The sequence below is a fragment of the Beggiatoa alba B18LD genome (genome assembly GCF_000245015.1).
GTDB classification, from domain to species: Bacteria; Pseudomonadota; Gammaproteobacteria; order Beggiatoales; family Beggiatoaceae; genus Beggiatoa; species Beggiatoa alba.
In genome coordinates this window covers 2442430-2467583 of record NZ_JH600070.1, presented here as the reverse complement: position 1 = coordinate 2467583, position 25154 = coordinate 2442430, and the positions used below count along the sequence as shown (strand labels likewise).

The 25154-nt window shown below is 41.1% G+C and carries 20 protein-coding genes; 12 read left to right on the top strand and 8 right to left on the bottom strand.

All coding sequences use genetic code 11. From position 1 onward, the window contains the following. The first annotated feature begins 200 nt into the window (after window positions 1–200). The 4 genes from BEGALDRAFT_RS10165 to BEGALDRAFT_RS10150 are packed head-to-tail and all read left to right on the top strand — an operon-like array spanning window position 201 to window position 5028. Window positions 201–2729 (top strand): penicillin-binding protein 1A, encoded by a 2529-nt coding sequence (locus tag BEGALDRAFT_RS10165; protein WP_408610372.1) that lies wholly within the window; start codon window positions 201–203, stop codon window positions 2727–2729. Between the two features lies 1 nt (window position 2730). Further along, a complete protein-coding gene (gene plsY / locus BEGALDRAFT_RS10160) occupies window positions 2731–3345 on the top strand; it encodes a glycerol-3-phosphate 1-O-acyltransferase PlsY (protein ID WP_002686177.1) in 615 nt (204 codons plus the stop codon). Continuing rightward, entirely contained in the window at window positions 3311–4171 is an 861-nt protein-coding gene (locus tag BEGALDRAFT_RS10155) for a hypothetical protein (RefSeq protein ID WP_198284634.1), read from the top strand. The genes plsY and BEGALDRAFT_RS10155 overlap by 35 nt, the downstream gene beginning before the upstream one ends. A 29-nt stretch (window positions 4172–4200) precedes the next feature. Further along, window positions 4201–5028 (top strand): hypothetical protein, encoded by an 828-nt coding sequence (locus tag BEGALDRAFT_RS10150; RefSeq protein ID WP_002686176.1) that lies wholly within the window; start codon window positions 4201–4203, stop codon window positions 5026–5028. Window positions 5029–5108: 80 nt separating this feature from the next. Here the strand turns inward: BEGALDRAFT_RS10150 and BEGALDRAFT_RS18240 are convergent, their stop codons facing one another. After that, window positions 5109–5696 carry a FlgO family outer membrane protein gene (locus BEGALDRAFT_RS18240; RefSeq protein WP_002686175.1) on the bottom strand — a complete coding sequence of 196 codons (588 nt, stop codon included), beginning with the start codon at window positions 5694–5696 and terminating at the stop codon, window positions 5109–5111. 133 nt (window positions 5697–5829) lie between these two features. Between BEGALDRAFT_RS18240 and BEGALDRAFT_RS10140 the strand changes: the two genes are divergently transcribed. Continuing rightward, the gene (locus tag BEGALDRAFT_RS10140) at window positions 5830–6939 is read left to right on the top strand and encodes a CobW family GTP-binding protein (RefSeq protein ID WP_002686174.1); all 1110 of its coding nucleotides are present in this window, start codon (window positions 5830–5832) and stop codon (window positions 6937–6939) included. Window positions 6940–6949: 10 nt separating this feature from the next. Here BEGALDRAFT_RS10140 and BEGALDRAFT_RS10135 read toward each other — a convergent pair whose 3' ends face one another. Continuing rightward, complete coding sequence (locus tag BEGALDRAFT_RS10135; protein WP_081484167.1) at window positions 6950–7525, bottom strand: SCO family protein; 576 nt, start codon at window positions 7523–7525, stop codon at window positions 6950–6952. A 27-nt stretch (window positions 7526–7552) separates the two neighbouring features. After that, the gene (locus tag BEGALDRAFT_RS10130) at window positions 7553–9010 is read right to left on the bottom strand and encodes a saccharopine dehydrogenase C-terminal domain-containing protein (protein WP_002686172.1); all 1458 of its coding nucleotides are present in this window, start codon (window positions 9008–9010) and stop codon (window positions 7553–7555) included. Between the two features lie 318 nt (window positions 9011–9328). Here BEGALDRAFT_RS10130 and BEGALDRAFT_RS10125 point away from each other — a divergent pair, with 318 nt between their 5' ends. Then, entirely contained in the window at window positions 9329–10039 is a 711-nt protein-coding gene (locus BEGALDRAFT_RS10125) for an SDR family oxidoreductase (protein WP_002686171.1), read from the top strand. A 309-nt stretch (window positions 10040–10348) separates the two neighbouring features. Continuing rightward, window positions 10349–11122, top strand: coding sequence for a TetR/AcrR family transcriptional regulator (locus BEGALDRAFT_RS10120; RefSeq protein ID WP_002686170.1), 774 nt, complete (start codon window positions 10349–10351; stop codon window positions 11120–11122). A 316-nt stretch (window positions 11123–11438) separates the two neighbouring features. On the opposite strand, the gene BEGALDRAFT_RS18235 is transcribed toward BEGALDRAFT_RS10120, so the two are convergent. From BEGALDRAFT_RS18235 to BEGALDRAFT_RS10100, 4 genes are all read right to left on the bottom strand, one after another. Further along, window positions 11439–13679, bottom strand: coding sequence for a methyl-accepting chemotaxis protein (locus BEGALDRAFT_RS18235; protein WP_002686169.1), 2241 nt, complete (start codon window positions 13677–13679; stop codon window positions 11439–11441). A 101-nt stretch (window positions 13680–13780) separates the two neighbouring features. Further along, window positions 13781–14551 (bottom strand): phosphate ABC transporter substrate-binding protein, encoded by a 771-nt coding sequence (locus BEGALDRAFT_RS10110; RefSeq protein WP_002686168.1) that lies wholly within the window; start codon window positions 14549–14551, stop codon window positions 13781–13783. A 19-nt stretch (window positions 14552–14570) separates the two neighbouring features. Beyond that, window positions 14571–15557: a glycosyltransferase family 2 protein gene (locus tag BEGALDRAFT_RS10105; RefSeq protein ID WP_002686167.1), complete on the bottom strand. Its 987-nt coding sequence runs from the start codon at window positions 15555–15557 to the stop codon at window positions 14571–14573. Between the two features lie 47 nt (window positions 15558–15604). Then, a complete protein-coding gene (locus BEGALDRAFT_RS10100; protein WP_002686166.1) occupies window positions 15605–16096 on the bottom strand; it encodes a GNAT family N-acetyltransferase in 492 nt (163 codons plus the stop codon). A 55-nt stretch (window positions 16097–16151) separates the two neighbouring features. Here BEGALDRAFT_RS10100 and BEGALDRAFT_RS10095 point away from each other — a divergent pair, with 55 nt between their 5' ends. From BEGALDRAFT_RS10095 to BEGALDRAFT_RS10075, 5 genes are all read left to right on the top strand, one after another. Beyond that, window positions 16152–16988: a ferritin-like domain-containing protein gene (locus tag BEGALDRAFT_RS10095; RefSeq protein WP_232281980.1), complete on the top strand. Its 837-nt coding sequence runs from the start codon at window positions 16152–16154 to the stop codon at window positions 16986–16988. Between the two features lie 247 nt (window positions 16989–17235). Then, window positions 17236–18168 (top strand): DHH family phosphoesterase, encoded by a 933-nt coding sequence (locus BEGALDRAFT_RS10090; RefSeq protein WP_002686164.1) that lies wholly within the window; start codon window positions 17236–17238, stop codon window positions 18166–18168. A gap of 83 nt (window positions 18169–18251) precedes the next feature. Beyond that, the gene (locus BEGALDRAFT_RS10085; RefSeq protein WP_002686163.1) at window positions 18252–19073 is read left to right on the top strand and encodes a lipase family alpha/beta hydrolase; all 822 of its coding nucleotides are present in this window, start codon (window positions 18252–18254) and stop codon (window positions 19071–19073) included. 241 nt (window positions 19074–19314) lie between these two features. Beyond that, window positions 19315–19905, top strand: coding sequence for a hypothetical protein (locus BEGALDRAFT_RS10080; protein ID WP_002686162.1), 591 nt, complete (start codon window positions 19315–19317; stop codon window positions 19903–19905). A 50-nt stretch (window positions 19906–19955) separates the two neighbouring features. Next, on the top strand, window positions 19956–20627 hold the full coding sequence (locus BEGALDRAFT_RS10075; protein ID WP_002686161.1) for a hypothetical protein: 672 nt from the start codon (window positions 19956–19958) through the stop codon (window positions 20625–20627). A 377-nt stretch (window positions 20628–21004) separates the two neighbouring features. On the opposite strand, the gene BEGALDRAFT_RS18230 is transcribed toward BEGALDRAFT_RS10075, so the two are convergent. Next, complete coding sequence (locus tag BEGALDRAFT_RS18230) at window positions 21005–24883, bottom strand: PAS domain S-box protein (RefSeq protein WP_002686160.1); 3879 nt, start codon at window positions 24881–24883, stop codon at window positions 21005–21007. Window positions 24884–25154 lie beyond the last annotated feature (271 nt).

Sequence of the window (25154 nt, the reverse complement as noted above, 5' to 3'; positions counted from 1 at the left end):
CTTTAAAACAGATATGTTATACAGGATAGTTGTTAATATACATTAAACTCTAAAGCTAACTATAGGTCAATACTTATTAAAAAGTATTGAATAGAGTCTTTACTCACAACACTTTATAATAAAAATTATAAATGTCATTTCGCTGCTTATTTATGATTATCAGTCAATTTTTTTATAAGATTTTTCGTGCACTGCTTGTGGTGGGACTATTGTTAGCTACTATTGCAGTTGGGATAGGTATCTATTTGCAATGGTATATTATTGATACGCTCCCTGCTACTGAACACTTAAAGGATGTGCAATTGCAAATACCTTTAAGAGTTTATACCAACGACGGCAAACTGATTGCTGAATTTGGTGAGCAACGGCGTATTCCAGTCAGTAAAGATAATTTACCACCGATGATGGTAAAAGCTATGTTGGCTGCGGAAGATTCTCGTTATTTTGAACATTCTGGCGTTGATATTAAAGGCTTATTGCGTGCGGCTTGGGTTTACCTTAAAACGGGAGAAAAATCGCAAGGGGGAAGTACAATTACGATGCAGGTTGCACGTAACTTTTTATTATCCCCAGAAAAAAGCTGGACACGCAAATTAAAAGAAATTTTTTTAGCGTTACAAATAGAAAGAGAACTCAGTAAAGAAGAGATTCTTACGCTATATCTGAATGTTATTTTTATGGGAAACCGTGCTTATGGGGCTGGGGCAGCGGCTCAAATTTATTATGGACGTAATCTGAAAGATTTAACTGTTGCAGAATTTGCCATGTTAGCAGGAATCCCAAAAGCCCCTTCTGCAAATAATCCCATTAGTAATCCAGACCGTGCCATGCAACGGCGTAACTATATTATAAATCGCATGTTAGAGTTTAGTTACATCACCGCAGACCAGCATAAAGAAGCAATGAGTGCCCCAAATACGGCAAAAATTTATGCCACAACATTAGAAGCAGATGCCCCATATATTGCTGAAATGGCAAGGGCTTTTGTACAAAGTAAATATGGTGATGATGCCGATACTAAAGGTTATCGCGTTATCACAACCATCAATTCTTACTTACAGAGTAAAGCACAAACAGCATTGCGCAATGCATTGTTTGATTATGATGAACGCCATGGTTATCGGGGGGCTATTGGGCGCGAACACTTGCCAACTAATCCAACCCCTGAAGATTTAAATAATTTATTGAGTAAATACGCTGTTCAAGGTGGGATGTTTCCTAGCATTGTTTTAGCGATTAAAGAAAAATCATTACATATTTACAATAATCGCATTGGGGAATTTGATATTGCATGGGAAAACCTTGCATGGGCAGGGCGTTATATAGATGATAATCGGCGCGGTGCTAATCCTAAAAGTCCTAAAGATATCGCTAATAAAGGCGATGTGATTATGGTGCGCCCGATTAAACAGCTAGTAAATCCTGAAAATACAACGATGGATGAAGATGGTAATGAAGAGGTTCAAGCACCAACCAGTGATGATTTATCGACACTGAATGACCCCTCGGTTAAATGGCGTTTATCCTCAGTCCCACAAATTGAAGGGGCATTAATTTCTATTAAGCCGAATAATGGCGCAATTATTGCCTTAGCGGGCGGGTTTGACTTTAATCAAAGTAAATTTAATCGGGTTACACAAGCATTACGTCAACCTGGTTCTAATTTTAAACCCTTTATTTATTCTGCTGCTTTAGATAAAGGTTTTTCTGCTGCCAGTATCATTAATGATGCACCTAAAACCTATCAAACAGGGACAACCACATGGCGACCTGAAAACTATAGCCATAAATTCTATGGACCTACCAGCCTACGCACTGCATTAACACATTCTCGTAATATGGTTTCTATTCGCTTATTAGAAGAAATAGGCGTTGGCTATGCTATTGACTACGTTTCAAAATTTGGCTTTAAAAAAGAGCGCATTCCGTACAATCTCACGACTGCATTAGGAACAGGCGAAGTAACCCCGCTTGAATTAGTCACAGGCTATGCCATTTTAGCCAATGGCGGATATAAAATAGAGCCGCATTTCATCGCAAGAATAGAAGATAGTGCAGGCAATATTATATTTGAAGCTAATCCCGCAACTGTTTGCTACGATTGCGACATGAGTAAACCTATAGAACCAACAAAAGTATTCACAAATTTACCCACCGCCTTGCCCGCAGAAACCACTGTAACGGCATTAGTCCCAACAGCAACAAACCAGCCTAAAACGCCATTGTCTGCTGAATTAGTGTTGCGCCCACAAAATGCGTGGATTATGACCTCTATGTTAAAAGATGTTGTCCGATACGGTACTGCAAAACGCGCATTAAAGCTGAATCGTAATGATATTGCAGGTAAAACAGGTACAACAAATGGTCCTAACGATGCATGGTTTTCAGGATATACGCCTGATGTCGCTACAACGACTTGGGTTGGATTTGACCAACCGCGCTCTTTAGGTAGTAAGGAAACTGGCGGACGTGCAGCATTGCCGATGTGGATGGAATTTATGGAAGAAGCATTAAAACAATATAAAGAACGAACCTTGCCGAAACCTGATGGTTTAATTACCGTCCGCATTGACCCTAACACAGGATTACGTGCAACAGGCGATAATCCTAATGGTAAAATGGAAGAGTTTTCCTCCGAATCTGTGCCAACACGATACGCACCGACGTATAAGGAAACGACAGATACGTCTCAAGGACAAAGTGGTAACCCTTTAGAACCTCTCTTTTAATATGTTGACTGATATTTTTCTTATCCTGATTGCTTATCTACTAGGTTCTCTCAATGCAGCGGTGATACTAAGCCGTGTAATGGGATTTACTGACCCTCGCACGCAAGGCTCTGGAAACCCTGGCGCGACCAACGTGTTACGGCTAGGCGGTAAAAAAGCTGCGATTATTACGCTTTTACTCGACGTGCTGAAAGGTGTGCTTGCTGTGCTTCTCGCAAATTTAGCGGGGCTAGGAGCGATGAGTACGGCACTGGTTGGATTTGCCGCCTTTTTGGGGCATCTTTTCCCCATTTTCCTGCATTTTCGGGGGGGAAAAGGGGTTGCAACAGCATTCGGTGTTATCCTTGTTTTCAATGGCTGGGCAGGACTTGCAACACTGCTTACATGGTTGATAGTCGCTTTTATCAGTCGTTACTCTTCACTCTCCGCGCTGACTGCCAGTCTGCTCGCTCCCCTCTATCTTTACCTTAGCGGTGCTCCCGCCCCTTATTGGGGAATTACATTATTAATCAGTGCATTATTAATCTGGCGACATCGTGCTAATATTCAAAAATTATGCAATGGACAAGAAAGTAAAATCGGTGCAAAAAAATCCCCTGATACAACATTATCTTAAGCGGTCATTTTTACAGTTGATAATGCTCAGTGTGTGTGGGTTATGCTTAAGTGCTTGTAGCCAAAGCAGCCGTTATGCATGGCAACCTGTTAGCCAAGATACTCAAATCGTTTGGGCGGATGATGATTCTGAATTATTAATAGGTACGTTGCGTTTTGAACAGCGTCAAAGCCTAGACCCCTTGATGGGGACGACCAACAAACAAAATTTTTCTCACCAACTTTCTACTATCAATCCTGATGGTTCAAATCGACGGATTATTACCGTCGCTCGCCCTTATCAATTAGGCAAACTTTACTATATGAAAAGAGCAGGTTATATCCTAGCTGAATCCATATTAGACAATGGGCTACGCCAGTTTCATAGAATTACAGAACAAGGTAAATCTGCGTTACTCGTTGAAATCTATCCCACGACAAAAGATGCCTGCCCAAATCATGAAATCATGTTAGAACCGACTGTTATTCCATCGCCAGACGGTCAATATATCGCCTATGCCTCTCTCAGCCATTGCCAACAAATCAGTGTCCTGTTTTATACCAGCACACGCGACCGTTTTGCAGATCAACAAACGCTAGTAGTGCCGACAGGTGTTTATAGCGTGACATGGCGCAAAGATGGTGCATTCATCATTGCCAATACAAATACCCAAACTGCATGGCAATTGCTACCACAGACACCTGTTGTGAATACGAATATCCCCCGCTGTTTAACCCCAGTGACGACGAGTAGTCATATTGCCATAGATGGACGAGAAGCCAGTTTTATAGAAACAGGCATTCATATCAGCGCAGTTGGCACACGCACTGCTTTTGGATGTCAATAAACTATCGTTTTTAACCAGAGGACTTTGTAATGCGCTATTACATCTCAATGATTGGGATAGGATTAACGGCTTTACTGATAAATGGCTGTAGCACAACAAGCACAGAAGTAAAACCTGATGAATGGCATACCGTTGAACGTGTTGATAAAGCTGTGTGGGCTGATGATAGTTCAGATATTGCACTGGTTAATCAGACTTATGAACAGCAAGGCGAGAATAAACGTAACGTGTTGCATAAAATTTATATTCAAAATGCAGACGGTAGCAATAAGCATGAAATTACGCCACAAGCCCGTGAGAATCTCACTGGAGAACTGTATTATATGAAGCAGGCAGGGTATTTAGTGGTCGAATCCCTGTTAGATAATGGGGGGCGTCAATTCAATAAATTATTACTAGATGGGCGCGAAATTCTCATTATTGAAACCCCTGATAAAGATAAACAACCCTGTGGCACAGATGCACAAGGTGTACAAGTATTTCACACCGTTATCCCCTCTCCAGATGGACAAATCCTCGCTAATATTTACAGCCCAGAATGTGGCGCGGTCAGCGTCGATTTTCTCTTTGCAAACAATCTAAATATTACTGCTGCGCAATATATGGCGATTACAGAACCATTAATTGCAACATGGCATAAAGAGGGATATATTATTTTAACGAATTCAGCAAAAACAAAAGCATGGCGAGTTTCCATGCAAGAAAGCCAACCCACGCCGATTCCCCCACCTGCCTGTACATCGCCCGTGACGACCAGCAGTCAAACGGCAACAGATGGGCGTAAAATTACCATCAGTGAAACAGGCGAGATAAAAATTGAAAACGTAGGCGTACAAAATGCCTTTGGTTGTCAATAAAATTCAATGTGATTGAAAATTTTTAGGGCTGATTATCTATAACGGATGAGCAGCCCTTTTATTTATCCGCGTGATGATGCTTACCACCAACTAGTTTTAGGTTCTTGTAATAAATAAGTAGTGTTATCACCTAAGGGTAAACTATACGCATGAGCGGCTAAAATCCGATTATTACTCATACTCAATAATTTTAAAGTAATAAACACCGCATTATCCCCTACTGCATATGTACCCGCGACGATATTGGCTTGTCCATTGGTACAAATGGTTTGCACTTCCCGAGCAAGTGCGAATTCACCTTCACGTGCAATGAGACTTAAGGGATTTTGCAATTTCACTTCACGCACAACATAGCCCCGTTGCGTTAAACGCACGGATAATTGTTCACCTAACAAACGTCCTAAAGGCGTACTATCCTGTAACTCATTAATATCCGCGACACTGGTTACTAATACACAGGCATTGCTAGAAATAGTTTCCGAACTATGTGCTAATAAATCATCAGCGGCGGCGTAAGTGGTGGCAATAATATCCGCATCGTGTTGACCCTTAGCGGTTTTGACACATTCACTGGTTTGTACTCGATAAGCGCAATCTCCATAAGCAATATTATTTGTGCACCCTGTCAGCACAATGAAGCCTATCAGTAATAAGATATTGACCCGCATTATTTTTCCTTTACGCTACGATTATTAAACTGCCCACTTTGAACATTAAAACCCCCTGTGTTTTCTCAATAGCCTCTTTAAAACTCGTTATAATAAACAACAATATTACTCATTGAGATGGCAATACAATACTATGCCACAATTACCATTAGAGACTGCCTTAAACCGCTTACCCACCGCCATCATCACAGGTTTTTTAGGCAGTGGTAAAACTACTTTATTAAATAAATTACTACGCCATCCTGATTTAAAAAATACAGCGGTTGTGATTAATGAATTTGGTACAGTAAGCCTCGATCATTTATTAGTACAAACGGCGACAGAAGACGTGGTCGTTATTGATGGCGGTTGTGTGTGTTGCACCATTCGCGGGGATTTAATCGAAACATTACAAGGCTTAATACAAAAACGCACCCATGGGGAAGTGCCTCATTTTAACCGCTTAGTCATTGAGACAACAGGACTTGCAGACCCAGCACCGATTATTCATACCGTGATGAATGATGCTGTTTTAAAAAATTTAGTCTATTTAGACAGTGTTATTACTACCATTGATTGTATCTATGGTTTACAGCAATTAGCTGACCATTATGAAACCACCAAGCAAGCAGCTGTTGCTGACCGTTTAGTATTCACAAAGCAGGAATTAGCAAACCCTGAACAAGTTGCCCAGTTAAAACAACGCTTACAACGGATTAATCCCGCCGCGTTACAAGTCGATAGCACAGAAGATGAATTAATTGTGCACCGTTTATTTCATGCCAGTTTATACGACCCGCAAACAAAAACAACGGATGTACAAACATGGTTGCAAGCAGAAAGTTATCATCAAGCAACAGCGATAGAATCCCCTCATGCTCACCATCATGATAGCATTCGTCATGATAAATATATCCAATCATACTGCATTGAATATTATGAGCCTTTATCATGGGTTGTGCTAAATCGCTGGTTTCAACAATTGACCGCGTTACGAGGAAAAGATTTATTAAGAGTAAAAGGCATTGTTTATACGAAAGAAACAGACCTACCTGTTATCGTTCAAGGCGTACAACATATTTTTCAACCGCCAAGCACTTTACCCCAATGGCCGCCTCACGCGATTAAAGCGACTAAAATCGTTTTTATCACCCGTAACATACAAAAACCCGTTGTTGAAAAAATGTTAGCTGTGCTCGTCAACAGCAAAAGTTATGTAGAAGCCTGTCAAGCAGCATTGATTTTATTAGGATGTGAATCTTAATAATGCAGAGTTAAGGTAGATTTGGCTGTGCAAGTAAAGTTTGTATATATTGCACAATAACGGCGGACGGTGTGCCATAAGGAATTAAGCGCACTAATTGCCCTTCAGGATTGATTAGAAACAGTTGGCTAGCATGTTCAACCCGATATTCAGTTACATTATCTGCTAGCGGAACATGACGGAAATCAGTGCCATATTGTTGGCAAACTTGACGAACTTCACCGACTGAACCACGTAAGCCCATAAAATGCGGGTTAAAATGCTGTAAATAGGTTTTTAACTGCTCTGCCGTATCGCGCTCAGGGTCGACCGTAATAAATAAGACTTGCAAACGTTGCTGTTGTTCAACGGATAAAGCGTGTACAACTTGCTTAAGCTCTGCTAATGTCGTTGGACACACATCAGGGCAGGACAAAAATCCAAAATTTAAAATTACAACCTGCCCGCGATAATCACTCAATGCAATTGTCTGTCCTGCCATATTTGTTAGTTTAAAATCTCCGCCTAACGGTGCAGCAAAGCCAGCTTGTATGTGAATAAATACCGTTGATAATAAAATTAAATAAATAGCGTATTTTTTCATCATATCAGTGACACTAAAGTGATATTCTGCTTAATCCCCATCCGCAACTAAAAAATTCTTAAATTGCCAAGGGTCTTCTGTATCCATCTGCGGTGCGTTATAACCTTGAAAAGCACTTTGATACTGCTGGCGCGGTGTCCAATCAACAGGCATAGATAAATTATCGCCTAAATAAGGACGTGCAATATTTAAAATATAAGTATGTGGCAACTCTTCAGGCGTACAAATCCCTTCTTCTGGGTTTTCTATCATCCACATCACTGCTGCTACCACAGCAATGGCAACTTGCGTTGTTGTCGCGCTTTGATGTGGCACTAATTGGCGACTCCGTTCAATCGTTAAACGGCTACCTGTCCACCACCCCTTATAAGCATGACCCATTAAAAACGCGCCAAGAATATCCTCGCCTGCGGTAATTTCATCATTCATAATCCGCTTTTGCGCCTGCAACTGATAATCATGCGCCCGTAACTCCTGCAAAGAAGCGAGCGCGTTATCACAAGGACAATAGGCATAATGCACCGTAGGACGATAAACAACTTCTCCCTGTTCTTCAACGCTTAAATAATCCGACAAAGTGAACGCCTCACCATGACGTATCACCATGCCATGAATAGGATAATTCGGTACCCATGAACGTACCCAGACATTCATCCCCATCCGCGCTAAACAAATCTGATTTTTACGCCCTTGCGCATGTTGATAGGCAAAAGCAGGCAATTCTTTCTCATGCGTCCCCCAGCCTAACTCCGCTGTTGTTGCCCCCTCTTCAAAAAAGCCTTCTATACTCCACGTATTCACGAACTCCCCAACCTGCTTGGGCTTATCACTGATTTGCGTATCACGCTCACTACAATGAATCACTTTAACGCCTAGAGTACGGGCTAATTGGTTAAACGTATTGTTTTTAATAAAAGTTTGCAACTGCTCGGCAGTTTGAGCATCGACCCGTTTTTCTACTAATAAACGCTCACTGATGTCTAATAAAGCCTGTTTTGTCCAATGAGAGACCAAACCAGGGTTTGCACCATGTTCTAAAACGGCGGTTGTCCCCTTGCTTGCCCATGATGCCTGCAATTTCTGCACTGCCAAATGCCTAATATATAAAGTATTATCTACTGGATGCTTACTCATCGCATCAGTATAAGGGTCCCACACCTCAACAGAAGTATTGATATACAACACCCCATGAGTATGACACCACTGTAAAATTTCTACTGCATCAATATTCCAACCCAAATCAATCAACACATCGCCCGTACAAACCTGTTGAGCAAGAATAGCCCCTAAATTTTCTGGTGTAATACGTGCTTGTACAAAGCGTACCCCCTGCTCAAGCCAATCGCCCAAAATATCCCGCTGGTCTTCAAAGTCTAAAACAGTAATACGTGTTGGTGGGATATTAATGTGTTTTACTAACAGTGGTAGGGTACATTGTGCAACAGACCCAAAACCAATAAATAATACTTTATTAGAAAAATTCAACATAGTTTACCCCTTATTGTTATGTTTTTATTATGCTACTTTTCAACAAATTATGTAAAATATGCTATTTATATGACATAGCCATGACTGTAAAAAATTCGCTAAAATTAAAAGTTTTCTCCAATAAAAGAGAAAAAAGATATTTTATTAAATAACATACTTATTTATAAGCTATAGTTTTTTATAGCTATGCAGAAAAAACGCGGAAAAAAATTTATTAAGTCAGTTTTATTTCACTTAAACAACGCATTTTTTCACTTTCTACAGAGTACATTATAATCTGATTAAATCAGTTCTTTTCTAACACAGAAGGCAGTAAATATGCAAATACAGAAACGTAATGCATTAGTGACTGGGGCTAATCGTGGAATCGGTTTAGAAACCTGTAAACAATTGGCTAAATTAGATATTCATATCATTTTAAGCTGTCGCAATGTCGAACAAGGCGAAACCCTAAGCCATGAACTACAACAAGCAGGTTTAGACATTGTTTTTTACCCCTTAGATGTTGCAAGCGATAGCAGTGTCGAAACCATGCAACGTTTTATCGAAAATCAATACGGACGGCTAGACATTTTAATTAACAACGCGGGTATTTTTCCCGATGCACAAGTAGAAAACGTATTTACTTGTAGCGTAGAACAATTACGAATTGGAATGGAAACAAATACATTCGGCGCATTTCGCTTATGTCAAGCCTTTATCCCCTTGATGCAAAAAAACGACTATGGGCGTGTGGTCAATGTATCCAGTGGAATGGGGCAACTAGCTGATATGGGTGGCGGTTTCGCCAGTTATCGCCTATCAAAAACAGCATTAAACGCAGTTACCCGTATTTTTGCGAATGAAGTCAGCCAAAACAATATATTAGTGAATTCAGTTTGCCCAGGTTGGGTTAGAACAGATATGGGTGGTGTTCACGCAGAACGCGATGTGAGTCAAGGAGCTGAAACAATTGTGTGGTTAGCAACGCTACCAGAAGGCGGTGGAAATGGGCTTTTTTTCCGCGATAAAAAAGTTATTCCTTGGTAAACAAATAGATTAATCAACGCCCATAAAAAAACTGCTAGGTGTTAGCGGCACCTAGCAGTTTATTTGAAAATTTTTATAAAACGCCCCTAATTGCAAGCGAGGAGTGTTATATCGGCTAAAAGTATAGCATTAACTTAATACAAATGTACAAAAAACGCGACAAACCATGCTGGCTTTATCAGTAAAATGCTAAAAAGATATTCATAAAACAAGTACTGCTGAGAAAAGTTTCAATTAAAGGTAGTTTATACTATAATCCCTAGTGTTGACGTTACGTTTTTTTTTGACACAAGGTAAATTTAAAACGATATGACAAAACTCACTCGCAAACAGCGTGAATTGCTCCAACGTGAAGAGCTGATTTTAGAAACAGCAAGCCGTCTCATGCAGACACATGGGTATTTAGGGCTGACAATGGATAAAATAGCGGAAGCGATAGAATATTCAAAAGGAACAATTTATCAGCACTTTACCTGTAAAGAAGAAGTGTTAGCGACCCTTTGCGTACGTACCCACAGCAGTATGTTAGATATGTTTGAACGGGTTGTTAAATATCCTGCGCCAACCCGTGTGCGGATGAGTGGTTTAATGCTTGCCTATACCTTACATGTCTATTTACACCCTTTAGAATTTCATAATTTTCAGGTTATTAAGACAACTTCTTTTAAAGATAAATTGTCCCCTGAAAAAAAACAGGCACTCTTAGAAAGTGAATTAAAAACACTCGACACCGTCTCCAGTGTTCCTAGAGAAGCTATAACAAATGGCGATGTTATTCTTGATCCTCGTTTAACCCCTGAAGAACTGACTTTTTCTTTTTGGGCAATGTCCTACGGCGGATTATTAATTTTATCGAGCGATTTTCCTTTTGATCACATGAAAATACGCCCACATTTTGTCCTACAAAATACATTTTTAATGTATTTAGACAATATGAACTGGAAACCCCTCTCATCGGAGTGGGACTATGCGAAAAGTCAGCGGGAAATTTTAGAGAATTTATTCACAGAAGAACTTAAATGCTTAACGCCCGAACAATATAAGCGGCTACTAGCGTTTACGACGTGTAAAGAAGAAAAATAACGGTAGTGCTAAACAAACCTGAGTTCGGCGAGTTTCTTTTAAAAAGACAAGCGTTTGTCTGAATCAGAATTCACAGAATTTTCAGAATTAAAAAGCATGATTCGCATTAATTTTTTGGTTTGAAGGTTTAAATCCTGCTAATCCTGAAAATCCTGATTCAGATAATGTTTTAATCTTGTCTGGTGAATCCTTTTCGCATGTTCCGACAGACCTGCTAGGTTTTGAAAACCTAGCAGGTCTCTGTTTTATAACTCAGATTATAGTAATCGTACCAGAAAGTGATTTAAATTTAGGACTGGCAGTCCTTCATGTCGTTTTATAATACGTTTGCTATATCGTTAATTTCTTGTTTCGTTTCAATATTAAAAAATGCAATTTGCTGTTGTAGATGTTGGGCTTGTCCGCGCATGGCTTGGCTGATGTTGTTAGCTTCTTCTACAAGGCTGGCATTTTGTTGGGTAATCGCTTCCATTTGTGTAATAGCGACACTCACTTGTTGAATACCATCGGCTTGTTCTTGGCTGGCGGTGGTAATCGTGGCAATCAATTCGCTAACGGTTTGTACCGCACTGGCAATGCGTTGTAGGGTAACACCTGAGTTATTAACGATATTTTTCCCTTCTTCGATTTGAGTTACGCTGTTTTTAATCAGTTCTTTGATTTCTTTAGCCGCTGTCGCACTGCGTTGGGCAAGATAACGGACTTCTGCCGCAACTACGCTAAATCCGCGACCTTGTTCACCTGCACGGGCGGCTTCTATTGCAGCATTCAGTGCTAGTAGGTTAGTTTGAAAGGCTATATCGTCGATAACGCTGAGAATTTCAGTAATTTTCTGGCTTTGTTGGCTGATGCGTTGCATGGCAAGAATGGCTTTTTCTAGTACGCTTTTACTTTCGTTTGCTAATTGGCGGGTTTCTAAAACCATTTGGTTTGCCATACGGGCATTTTGGGCATTTTTTTGTACTGACTCAGTCATTTGGGTCATATTGGTTGCTGTTTCTTCTAGGGCAGCAGCTTGTTGTTCTGTTCGTTGGTTTAAAATTTGATTGGATTCGCTAATTTCTCCTGCAACATGATTAACTGCATCTGCAGTTTGTTGGATAACTTGGATAATATTGGTTAGGGTGTTGACAGTGCTGTTTAGGTCTGTTTTGAGTTTAGCGAGTGAGCCTTGATAATCTTTGACAATGGTTTTATTGAGGTTGCCTGTTGCTAATGCATTGAAAACGTCATGTAATTCTTCAATGATTTGTTGGATGTAGCTTAATGTGCGATTTAGGGCAGCACTTTGTACTTTATAAAATCCTGTTTTGCCGACAAGGTCAACACGTTGGCTAAAGTCGCCTGTTTCTGCGGCACGCATGGCATGATTCACTTCTTGTTCAATGGCGATATCGACCGTTTTATCGCGCCATTCGGTAATCCAGCCTAATCGTTCGTCGTCTTTGCTGATGACAGGGGTGATGATGACTTGTAAGTGAATATGTCCGATGACAAATTCTGTTTGGTAGGTGGTTTTAAGGCTTTCTAAATATTCAATTTGATGTGTCGGAAAATGGCTGGTACTGCTATTTAAGAGGTGGCTACTGTTAAAGTTTGGGATATGTTCGCGTAAATGTTGTTCTAGCGTGTTAAATAGGTGTTGGGCGGCTTCGTTTAAATAGATAATAGTGTGGGTATTATCGCTAATTAGGATGTTTACAGCAGCTTTATCTAGTGCTTGGTTAATGCGTTGGGCGGCTTCGTTATTTTGGCGGATACGTTCATAGGTGTTTTGGAGATTTTGGCGCATTGCATTGATGGATTTTGCAATTTTACCGATTTCATCTGTCCCAAAATCGGGGAGACGTTCAGCAAAGTTAATTTTTTCTGTCAGTAATGTGTTGAGTGCATTGAGCATTAAACGGGTTGGCTTGACGATGGTACGTTTTCCAAACCAGATAGCGAGAATTGCGACAAAGAGGGTTAGTATCAGGGCGGAGAGGAGGATTATTTTTAGGTATTGGACTTTGTCTTTAGAGACAGCTTCTAGGGTAAAACTGGCGTGTTGGGTGTTTTCAAAGAGGGGTTGCCAACTTTTATGCAGGACAGCAAGTGCGTCGTAGAAGTTATCGGCAAGTATATCTACTTGAGGGTCAAGTAAAATATCAAGATTTGTTTGCACGATTTTCCATAAATTAGCAACATGTTGTAATTCTTCTAAACTTTTTGTGTCAGCAGGCGGAAGGGTAATCAGTTGGTTGATGTCATTAGCGATTTCTCCCCCTGATTGTAATGCGGTCAGGCTTTGGTCAAATAACTGTCGCATTTGGTTTAATTTCTGTCGGCGTTCTTCAACGGATGAGGCACTTTCTAAAGCGAGGATGAGCGCGTTTGTTTCATTTTCTAGTTGGACAATAAGCACTTGTTGACGGCTGGCGATATTGAGTTGTTCTGCATCTGTGGTTTGGCTGTTTACAACATAAAGTGTGCTAATCACGGTTGTTAAAATAAATAAGACGAAACAGCTAACAACTAGAATGAATTTATTTTGCATACTGTTAGTAACGAAGCGCATTTTTAGGATGCTCCTAGCAGAATAGAGGTGTATGCGAGGGCTTGTAGATGCCTATAGGGTATTTATAAACATCTACAAAAAGTGGTAACTCAATGATGGTGTTAGTGAGCACCAACAAAGCGTTGTTTTACAATTTTTTGCCCTTCATCAGACAGTGCCCAGTCTAAAAAGGCTTTGACTTCGCCTTGTGCTTCTCCTTTTGTTGTGAAGTATAGCGGGCGAGAAATAGGATATTGTGGATTTTCTACGGTTGCAGCTTGTCCGTCTATGGTTAGGGGTTTAACGCCTTTAACGCCAACTAAAAAGCTAAAGCTGAGTTGTCCTATCGCGCCCCGTTCTCTTGCGATAGCAGGAATCATGCGAGCATCTGGGGTAATTACTTCTATATTTTGATATGGGTCGTTATCAAGCACGGCTTTTGCAAATACGGAATAGGTCGCAGAGGCTTCTTTCACGACGTAGGGTTTGATAGGTAGGTCTTCTCCGCCAACTTCTGACCAGTTTTTAATTTTGCCTGTGAAGATGTCTTTTAGTTGTGCTTTGGTAAGGCTTTGTACAGGGTTATCGTTGTGTACAAGGGCGGCAATGGCATCTTTAGCTATCAGGGTGGCAACAACCCCATTTTCTAAAAATCGAGATTCTACTTCACGTGCAACGCCTCCTAAATCGCAGGTGTTACGCATGGCGCATTGTTCGCCGCCTGCACTTTCTGGCACGGTGTTAATTTTGAATGTGCTGGCTTTGTAAACGGTGCTGGCATCTTCTAAAAATTTGCCGATGGTTGATGAGCCTTCATAGTTAATCACGCCAGCATGTGCCGTAAAAGGAAGGCTTATTAGAAGACTATAAATGATATTGCGGTAATTCATCATGTTACTACCCTCGTTGTTGTCATGTATCGTTATGCCACCACTGCCAAAAGTCTCGGTAGGCTCGCCAGAGCGAGGGGAATAAATCAAAATCGCGTCGTTTTAGCAGTAAGATTGATTTTAACGTGAAACGAAGAAGACTCACACAAAGGAGTAAGCGAGGATGAAAGCGGGCGGTGTATTTTAGGGTGCTTAAGTTTTCATAGTATTGCGCATTTTTTAATTTTTGCCGTTGGCTTTTTTGGGTTGCACCAATGGTGGCACTGCCTTTGTGGTATATCCAACTATCAGGACACCACGCGATAGCATAACCTGCTTGTTTTAAGCGTTGGCTGTAGTCTAATTCTTCGTAAAATAAGAAGTAGTCTTCATTTAATAAGCCAACGGTTGAGAGAATTTCAGCACGGAAGAATAGGGACGCGCCGAAAATATAATCTAACGATAAGGCGGGTTTTTCTTGCATTAAGCGCGTAAGTTCATCGCCTGCATGGGCAGGAATTACATGACTGAGCCATGGAATATAACGGCATCCTCCCGCACATTGCACTTGTTGCCGTTGTTCATAGTCTAGGATGGTGCTACCCCATAATGCGATATGTGGATGTTGTGTTGCGCAGTGATGGAGGGCTTGTAATGCATTAGGCGCGATTTGTGTATCGTTGTTGAGTAGCCAAATATAATGGCTTTGTCCTGCACTTAATGCGTAGCGAATGCCAATATTATTGCCTCCCGCAAAACCAAGATTTTTACCCGTTTGAATGAAGGTCATTGCGGGTAATTGAAATGATTCGGTAAATAGAATAGGTGGGGTAGCGTAAAATCGGTATGCGTCTAGGGAATAATGCGCTTGTATCCATTGGCTAAGGTGTAAGACAGAATCATCTTCAGAGGCGTTGTCACAGACAATAAACGACACGCTATGCGATGGCAGTGTATAAAGCGAGTCTAAACAAGCAATTGTGTCTCGCCAATTATTCCAATTAAGTAAGATGATGCTGGTATGAGACATAAAGGGCTTTAAATGTCAGTGAGTGAGTGGCAGGCATTAACGTGCGATTAAGCCGTTGTGATTAAATGGCGTTTCATATATACAGGGTTTTTACCATAACTATGTAACGATTTATCCAGCGGCGCGACTTGAAACCCTAATTTTTGCCAGAAGTGGGTCGCATCTTGAATGGCAACAAGGCTGAAAAATTGCAAGTGGTGGCGATTTGCTTGTTGATGTAAATAGTTAAAAATTAAGCGTCCAATGCCCCGCCCGCGTGCACTGGAATGAATGGCTAAATCGTGAATGAATAAGCCTGCTTGTTGCGGAATATGGGTTAACTCATGAAATAAAGGCGGCGCGCTATTGTCACTCCACGGATGCGCTAGACAATAGGCGAGAATGCGTTGCTGTTCTTCCACGACAACGCAAGTTGATTGCGATAACTTCCATTTACTCTGTAAAACCGTGACAGATTCTGGTTGTATTTCAAAATAGGCATCAGCTTGAATTTGTAAAATTGCTTGCCAATCGTGAATAGTAATTTCTCGAACAATCATTTTTTTCAATCAATCATTTTAGATAAAGGATAAAGCGCGTATTGTAGCGACTTTTATGCAATACCGTTTAATCCGCTTAACCTGCTTGCTTTGTTTTATGAATACTTTATTTTCTACTGCTTATCAGTGCTTACAGCTCAATGACCCCACAGAGAAGGTGCGTGCCGTGCGTCAATTAAGTGCACAATGGCACACCGAGCAATTATCTTTAACCGAAGATAGCTCCGCGCTGATGGTTTCCTTAGCAGGACAGCCAACGTCTTTAAAATTGGTACATCCGCGTGATGTGCCTAAACGTCGTGTACAAACTGCACAAGGACAAATTGCATTATTACATGCCATTGCACACATTGAATTTAATGCTATTAACCTTGCTTTAGATGCGGTTTATCGATTCCGCCAATTACCAAAAGCGTTTTATACCGATTGGATACGGGTTGCAGTTGAGGAAGCCTATCATTATGAATTGCTTGAGACAGAATTAAACAAGCGGTGCTGTCACTATGGCGACTTACCCGCACATCTGGGATTATGGGAAATGGCCGTTGAAACCGCTAACGATGTGTTAGAACGTATGGCATTAGTCCCACGGGTGATGGAAGCACGCGGACTAGATGCCACACCTTACATCATGCAACGCTTACAGCAAGCAGGTAGTGCAGAATTGGTGGCAATTTTGCAAATCATTTTACAAGACGAAATCGGTCATGTTGCAATTGGGACACGTTGGTTTCACTACCTCTGTGCCGAACGTGGTTTAGCACCAACAGAAACCTTTTTAACCCTGTTAAAAAAACACTTTACAGGTAAATTACATCGTCCTTTTAACCTAGAAGCCCGTTTAACGGCAGGGTTTACCGTTGAAGAATTAAATTTATTAGAACAATTGTAACACCCCCTTGATACGCTAACTATTTGACAACCCGCGCAAAGAAAGTGCTTTTTTTCTGCGTCTATCCCTGTTGGATAAGTGACAGAGTTGTCAGCACAGAATTGACATTAAATAACCTCGTCATCATCGTGTTGACAATACAGAAAAGCCATTCTTTACCAAAAGGGGAAAATTACGTTAGTCTGTTAGCATATTTTATTGTCAGCTAAAATGAAGACTTCACTTTAGTCCAGTCTGGAGAATAACGATGTCAGAACAAAAATACCGTCTGGTAACGCGCAGCGATTTTGATGGGCTTATTTGTGCTGTGCTGTTAAAAGAAAAAGCATTAATCGATGAAATAAAATTTGTCCATCCTAAAGACATGCAAGATGGAAAAATCGCAATAACCGATAAAGATATTACAACAAACCTCCCTTATGTTGCTGGCGCACATCTTGTTTTTGACCATCATTTAAGTGAAACCTTACGCAATAAAGACCGCCCCGCTAACTACATCATAGACCCACATGCCCCGTCAGCTGCTCGCGTGGTTTATAACTACTACGGCGGAAAAACGACATTTCCGACTATCAGCGAAGATATGTTAAGCGCGGTCGATAAAGCTGACTCCGCCCAATTTTCTCGTGAAGAAATCCTATTTCCTAAAGACTGGGTTTTATTAAACTACCTCATGGACCCCCGCACAGGCTTAGGACGCTTTAAAGAATTTCGTGTGTCAAACTACGAACTGATGATGAACCTGATTGATTATTGCAAATCACACACTATCAGTGACATCCTTGCCTTGCCCGATGTACAAGAACGGATTGAACTCTATAGAGAACATCAAAAAGCCTCTATGCACCAAATTGAAAAATGCGCCAAAGTTCATAAAAATCTAGTCGTGACTGACTTACGTCATGAAGAAGAAATTTATGCTGCTAATCGCTTCATGGTTTACGCCATGTATCCCGAATGCAATATTTCCATTCACGTACTTTGGGGCTTACAAAAACAAAACACTGTTTTTGCCGTTGGAAAATCCATTCTTGACCGTTCATCAAAAACTAATATCGGCGAACTCATGTTGCAATATGGTGGTGGTGGACATGAAAATGCGGGCACTTGCCAAGTATCTAATGAAAAAGCAGAAGAATTACTCAAAGAAATCATTGCCAAGATTAACGCAGACGGCTAGGACAGGCTAGAATTAAAGAAAGAAAGCGGGAGAACGCTTCTCCCCTTTTCACTCGCTCTTAACTCACTGCTTAAATACACATCATGAAACTACGCGCCCTCCTGCTCAGTTGTTGCCTATTCATTAGCTGTACCGCTCAAGCCATGGCGGGACAAACCACAGGACAAACTCTCGTACTAATTCACGGCTATTTAGGCAACGGCAGTGAATGGCTGAATAGTGGCGTTGTTTCTGTGTTACAACGCGCAGGTTTCAACTACCTTGGACATTTAAGCCCCACAGGTTACTACCCCACCCAACAACTCACTTCCACCAGTCCCCGCTACATCTACACCCTAACACTTCCCTCAGAAGCCCCTTTGCTTGTACAAGCCCAATGGCTTACCCAATACATGCAAGCCCTACAAGCAAGACACCCCAACAACCAACTTATCCTAATTGGACACTCCGCAGGGGGCGTTATCGCACGCCTAAGCATGGTCGAATTCAGACTGCCTGCAAACACCCTTATCACAATTGCTAGCCCCCATTTAGGCACACAAATGGCAGAATGGGGCTTAATGGCAAGCGAAAGTCCACTTGGACTTTTTGCCCCTTTCTTTGGCATGAATACCCTTAACCGCTCTCACGACCTTTACTTAGACCTAGTCCGTGAAGCCCCCAACACCCTACTATACTGGCTCAATCGTCAACCCCATCCACAAGCCAACTACATCAGCATTGTCCGCACTAACCACAACCCCGTTGGCATTACTGACCCACTTGTCCCCAGCTACAGCCAAGACTTAAATAATGTGATTGCTTTACAAGGTCAGGCAACCACCGTGCCCAGCATCGGCACACACCCACTACAACCCACTGACGGCATTTTACTCCTCACCATCCTTGCCCGTTTACCAAACTAGCCAAAAAATCATTAATCAGAATTCATGAATGAATTTCCTATTTTTCGCTACACTTAAGGCTAAACCCAATAAATAAAAGTGGTTAAGGTTTAACAACTGAATTCACTAAGCCCATGCCATATTTCAACAATCACATTTACCAACATACAATAATCGCTATTTAGGTTTTTATTCGATACATAAAACTTATACCTTACCAGACACAAATCACACAAAATTAATTGTAAATTAAGGATTTATTATGAAATGGGTGTATAACAGCGTGCTTGCTTGCCTCATCACAATGCCTGTATGGGCGGCAGATACCCTTTACCTAGAAGGGGTTAGCATATTAGGTAGTAAAAAAAATGCCTACATCTCTTTTAATGGCGGACAAGTCACCGTCAACGAAGGCGACAGCGTAGGGACATGGACAGTTGTTAAAATTGATAGTCGTTTAGTTACCCTTGCAGCAGGCAATGGCGAAGTCAAAGAACTCCCTTTACATGCCCAAATCAGCGTTGATACCCCGCCTGCAGCCGAACAAAAACCCGCAAACACCAATGTTAATGTTCCCTTTATCCCTGATGACAAAGTCCCCGCAGGACACCGCAAAATTAGAACCCCTTTTGGTGATGTGTTAGTCAAAGACGACAACAACACAGGCACTTACATCCCGTCGAAAGCCTTAGACGGCGCATCCCCACCAGAAAATACCATTCCTGCTGTACCAAATGCGACAAACAACGGCAACACAACAGCAAGTCCAGCCGTTGAGGGACAACGCAGTATTACCACGCCATTCGGTCAATTGATTGTAAAAGACCAAAACCCAGAGAAGGCTGGTCAGTAATTTGCTATGCTTACCGTTAATACGGTTATTCAAATTTTTCGAGGATTAACATGAAACGGTTAAGCAAATTTCACTGGCGAAAATGGTTTTTTATCGCCATTTACCTTTTACTTTGGCAACCCCCTGCGACGTTTGCAGCGGGTGGATATGGTGGTTTAGACACTGGTAACATCCCCAGTCTATCCATGACACAACTCAGCGTTCCTGCTTCCCTGATTCGTCCCCCATACCGAAATGGTATTGATAACGAATTACTGAAAGAACTCAACTTACAAGAAGCGGGAACTCTCTACGCCACTGATGCAAGTAATGGCAGAATTGACTTTCTTATCAGTGGTATCCGTAACGACATGGATATGGATGTTTATCTCGCCTACAGCACCCGCCCCAGTAGCGTTGTTGACCTCTGGCCAGCCAGCTTTGCGGGAAAAATGGAACTAGACCCCCTGACTTTAGAAATTATTGCAATTGTGCGTTTACGCCCACTTTCAGCGGCTTACAGCCAAGCAACGCCACTTGGTGTTGCAAACACCACCACACAAGCAACTGTGATTTCTCTCACACTTTCTGACCTACGCTTACCACAACTACAAAGCAACGAACTCTATTTTCAATCTCTCGCCGTGCGGGCAGGCTCTTTAGATTTCACCGACTCACAAGCCTCTGAAGTTGATAAATTCATCATTGACCGCACGCAACAAGCCATACGATTAAAACAATAGTTTTTCGTCTGTGATGATTAAAATAACCTGAGTTTGGCGAGTGAATTTCTAAAATGTAACGGGTTAAGGTCTAGCAGACCTTTTCACATATTCTAAAAGACCTGCTAGGTTTTAAAAAACCTAGCAGGTCTTTTTTTGTCTGAATCAGAATTCACAGAATTTTCAGAATTAGCAGAATTAAAAAGCGTCATTCACCTGACTTTTTGGTTTGAGGGTTTTATAGCAAACGTATTATAAAACGACATGAAGGACTGCCAGTCCTAGATTTAAATCACTTTATGGTACGGTTACTATAAATCCTGAAAATTCTGATTCAGACAAGCTGTTGTCTTTTTAAAAAATTTCGCCGTACTCGCGTTATTTTACCCCTCAAAACCCTAGCGACATCGTTCTACTAACGCTTGTAATTTTTCCATTTCAAAAGCACGGGCTAAATTTTTAACCTGTTGGCAAAATTGGCTATATTCTGGTTTCTCTGCTTCTAAAGCATCAGCAATTTCAATGATTCTGCGAATACTGCCTTTTTTCACATCTTTTAATAAGGTTGTAATCTCCGCACGCTGTGGATAAATCCTAATGGGAATATTTTCTGATTCTAATGCAACCTCTGTGTTATCTGCATAAATCCATTTTAAATCTAAGTGTTTTTGTAGAATATTTAGTAACTTTATTGTTTCTATGGGAGAGCCAATGCAGTCGTGATAACCTACTTTTAGCAGTTGTTCGCGGTCTTGTTGGTTTTCGTTGATAACGTGGGCAATAAAGATAGTTTCTTTTAATTCTGGTTTTGATTTCGCTTGTTTAATAAATTCGTAGCCGTCCAGTATAGGCATTTGCATATCGACTAGAACTATATTGGGTTTATGCGTTGCGAAGGTTAAGGCATTGACGGTGTTTTCTGCTTCTAATATTTGAAAGCCTAATGAGTTGAGATATAAGGCTAGTCCGCGTCTTTCTTCGGGGGCATTTTCTACAATGAGAATGCAGGGGGTTTTATCGCGAATGCCTGTAATGAGTGCATCATTGGTATTTTTGTCGGTACTGATGATGGATTTTAAGGGAATTTCAAACCAGAAATGGCTTCCTTGTCCTAAGGTGCTTTCTACATAAAGTTGTCCTCCCATCATTTCTACAAGGCGTTTACTGATTGATAAGCCTAGTCCTGTTCCTTCTGAGTTGTGATGAAAATCTGCGACTTGTTGGAATGCTGAGAAAATTACTTCTTGGTTTTTTGGTTCTATGCCGATACCTGTGTCTTTGACGGAGAAGATGAATTTATCTGCATGAGGATAGACGGCAAAGATAATTTGTCCTTGTTGGGTAAATTTGATGGCGTTGCTGAGTAAGTTAAGTAGCACTTGTCGTAATCGTCGTTCATCTGCATAAATAATCAGCGGTAATGTGGGCGCGTATTCTGCGATAAATTTAAGATTTTTTTGTAGCGCGCGCATTCTAAATAATTCTATCGTTTCTTTGAGAAAATCAGGTAGATGAAATTCATTGGGGTTTAGTTCTAAACGTTCCGCTTCAATTTTTGATAGGTCTAAAACATCGTTGATAAGGGTGAGTAGGTGCTCGCCGCTATGATGAATAATTTGAATCCCTTCTCTGTATCTATCGGTTAAATGGGTGTCATTTTTAAAGAGTTGGGTATAGCCGAGAATGGCGTTGAGCGGGGTGCGGAGTTCATGGCTCATGTTGGCAAGAAATGCACTTTTTGCACGGTTGGCGTGTTCGGCTTGTTCTTTGGCTTGTTGTAGGGCTATTTCGGCTTGTTTGCGTTCGGTGATGTCCATTAAAACCCAGATAATCCCTCGATTAAAATCTTGTCTGTCTATGGCACGTCCGCTGACTTCGCACCAGAAAACAGAGCCTGTTTTGTGGCGGAAGGAAAATTCTAGGTGGTGGACTTCATTATTCGCAAGTTGGGTGTTATAGAAGTCGGCAAATAGGGCGTAATTTTCTAGGGTGGTGTGAATGAGGCTGATGGATTGGTGAAGCATTTCAGTACGGGTGTAGCCGAACATTTCTAGCATACGGTTGTTTACGTCGGTAATAATGCGTTGTTGGTTGACAACCACAATACCAACGGTGCTGTTATTAAAAATAGCTTCTCGCCAATGTAGGGCCTCTTTTAGATGTTGTTTGCTTTGTTGTAAGGCTTCTTCAAATTCTTTACGGGTGGTAAGGTCGATAATGATGTTGATGACGGCAACAAGTTGGTGTTGTTCGTTATAAATAGGGGATGCCCAAAGCTCTCCCCAGAAAATGCTACCATCTTGGCATATAAAGCGTTTTTCTAAGTGGTAAGCATCGCATTCGCCATTAACGAGTTGGGCAAATTTGAGTTGGGTAATGGTTTGTTCTTCTGGGTGTGTGACTAATATATTGGTTAAATGGCGCATTTCTTCAGGTAGATAGCCTAACATGTTGAGCCATTTGTTATTGCAGTCTAGGTAGCGTCCTTGTGTGTCTAGGGTGGTGATACCAACAGCCGCATTGTTGAAGATGGTTCTAAAGCGTTCTTCGCTGTTGCGTAGGGCTTCTTCTGTTTGTTTGCGACTGGTAATATTTTCTTGAATAGATAGATAGTTAATGGTGACGTTGTGAATATCTTTGATGGGTGAAATGGTTACAAATTCCCAGTAAATTTCGCCTGTTTTCTTCTGGTTGATAATTTCGCCTTGCCAAACATTTCCTGCTTTAATGGTTTTCCACAGGGTTTTATAGATACGGGCATCTTGTTGTTTTGCACAAAAAACGCGCGGATTTTTGCCGAGTACTTCGTTTAAGGTATAGCCTGTTGTTTGTAAAAAGGCAGGGTTCACAAATTCAATTTTGCCTTTTAAGTTGGTGATAAGAATAGAACTGACGTTTTGTTCAACGGCTCTGGTGAGTCGGCGTAGTTGTATTTCTACGTTTCGGCGTTCTTGGAGTTCGTGTTCTATGGTGTCAAACGAGGTACGGAGTTGTTGCGCCATGATGTTGAATGAGTGGGTTAAATCGCCAAGTTCATCATCACGTTTAATTTTTAGCGGTTTTATCCAGTTATGTTTCGCTATTTGATGGGCGGCTTCTTTGAGTCGAATAATGGGGTAGGTAATCCAACGTGCGGTTAATATACCGCCTAAGACGGAGAGGCAGAGAACAAGTATTGAGAAAATCACGGTTGTTTGTGTGTTTTCGTGAATTTGTCCCATGAAATCGGCTTCGGGGATGACAACACCGATAATCCAGTCTAAGCCGTAAACGTCGGAATAGGGTTTGATAGCAAGAAAATTTTTTTCTTTGTTAAATTTAAATTCTTCATTGGTAAATTGGTTGATTCTTTTAAATGAGCCAAATTTAGCCAATAAAAAGCGTGCACTATTGCTGAGTTGGGGCGATGAACTATGGGTAATATTGAGTCGTTCTATTGCTTCGGGATCGTCAGGGGATATTTTAAAAATTTCTTCGTCAATGGAGGAGGCAATGAGGTTGCCTGAGCGGTCAATAATAAACACGGCACCTGTTTTACCAACGCTTAACGTTTTTAGGAAACGGCTGAGGGTTGATAGGCGAAAACTGCTGGTTAACGCGCCTTGTAGTTGTTGTTGTGTGTTATAAACGGGAAGTGTCGCGCTAATAATGAGGCTTTCTGCATCATCTGTGCGGCGAAAAACTTCGCTCCATGCGGCGCGTCCTGCTTTAACAGCTGCTTGATACCAAGGGCGGGGGCGCGGGTCATAGTCTTTGCTAATGCCTAGTAATTCGATAGGTTCACCATCTTCGTTGGTGAGATAACGGTATAAATCGTGACTGTTATGTCCATTGGAGATATTAACGCCTAATGTCGCCCGCTTTTTTTTCATGCCACCGATTGATAAAAACTCGCCTTCCTCGTTACCGATAACCATAAAGCTGATGGTTGGATAAGCCAGTAGTTGCTTCCATAAATAAGGTCGCCAAGAGGCTAAATTATTGACATTTAAAATCCCTAGTTGGATAAGATTGAGATGGGTTTGATTAACTTTATGAGGGGCTTCTAAGAAATGGCTAATATTTTGTTCGACTTCTAGCATGATTTCTGTGCGTAGCAGTCGTGCAACTTCATTAACAGCTTGTTGTCCATTGGTAAATGACAATAATCCTACAGTCCCTACTGCAAATAAGATGAGTATAACGAACGGTAATACGAGAACTGTACGTAGGGAGGATGGGCTGATAAATTTTTTGAGTAGTGCAATTTTTTTGTTATAAATCCGATGAAAATACACTTAAACCAACTCCTTCGCATCATCGTTACCTATATTGTGGAATGATATAACGATGATTTTAAATACATCATTTCTAAATATAAAAGCATGAGGGTCGCCACACATTATTTTTTATAAAATGAATAGTTACTTTAATCTGAGTTCGGCGAGATTTATAAAACAAGACAGAGACCTGCTAGGTTTTCAAAACTTAGCAGGTCTTTTTTTGTCTGAATCAGAATTCACAGAATTTTCAGAATTAGCAAAATTAAAAAGCGTGATTCGTATTAAT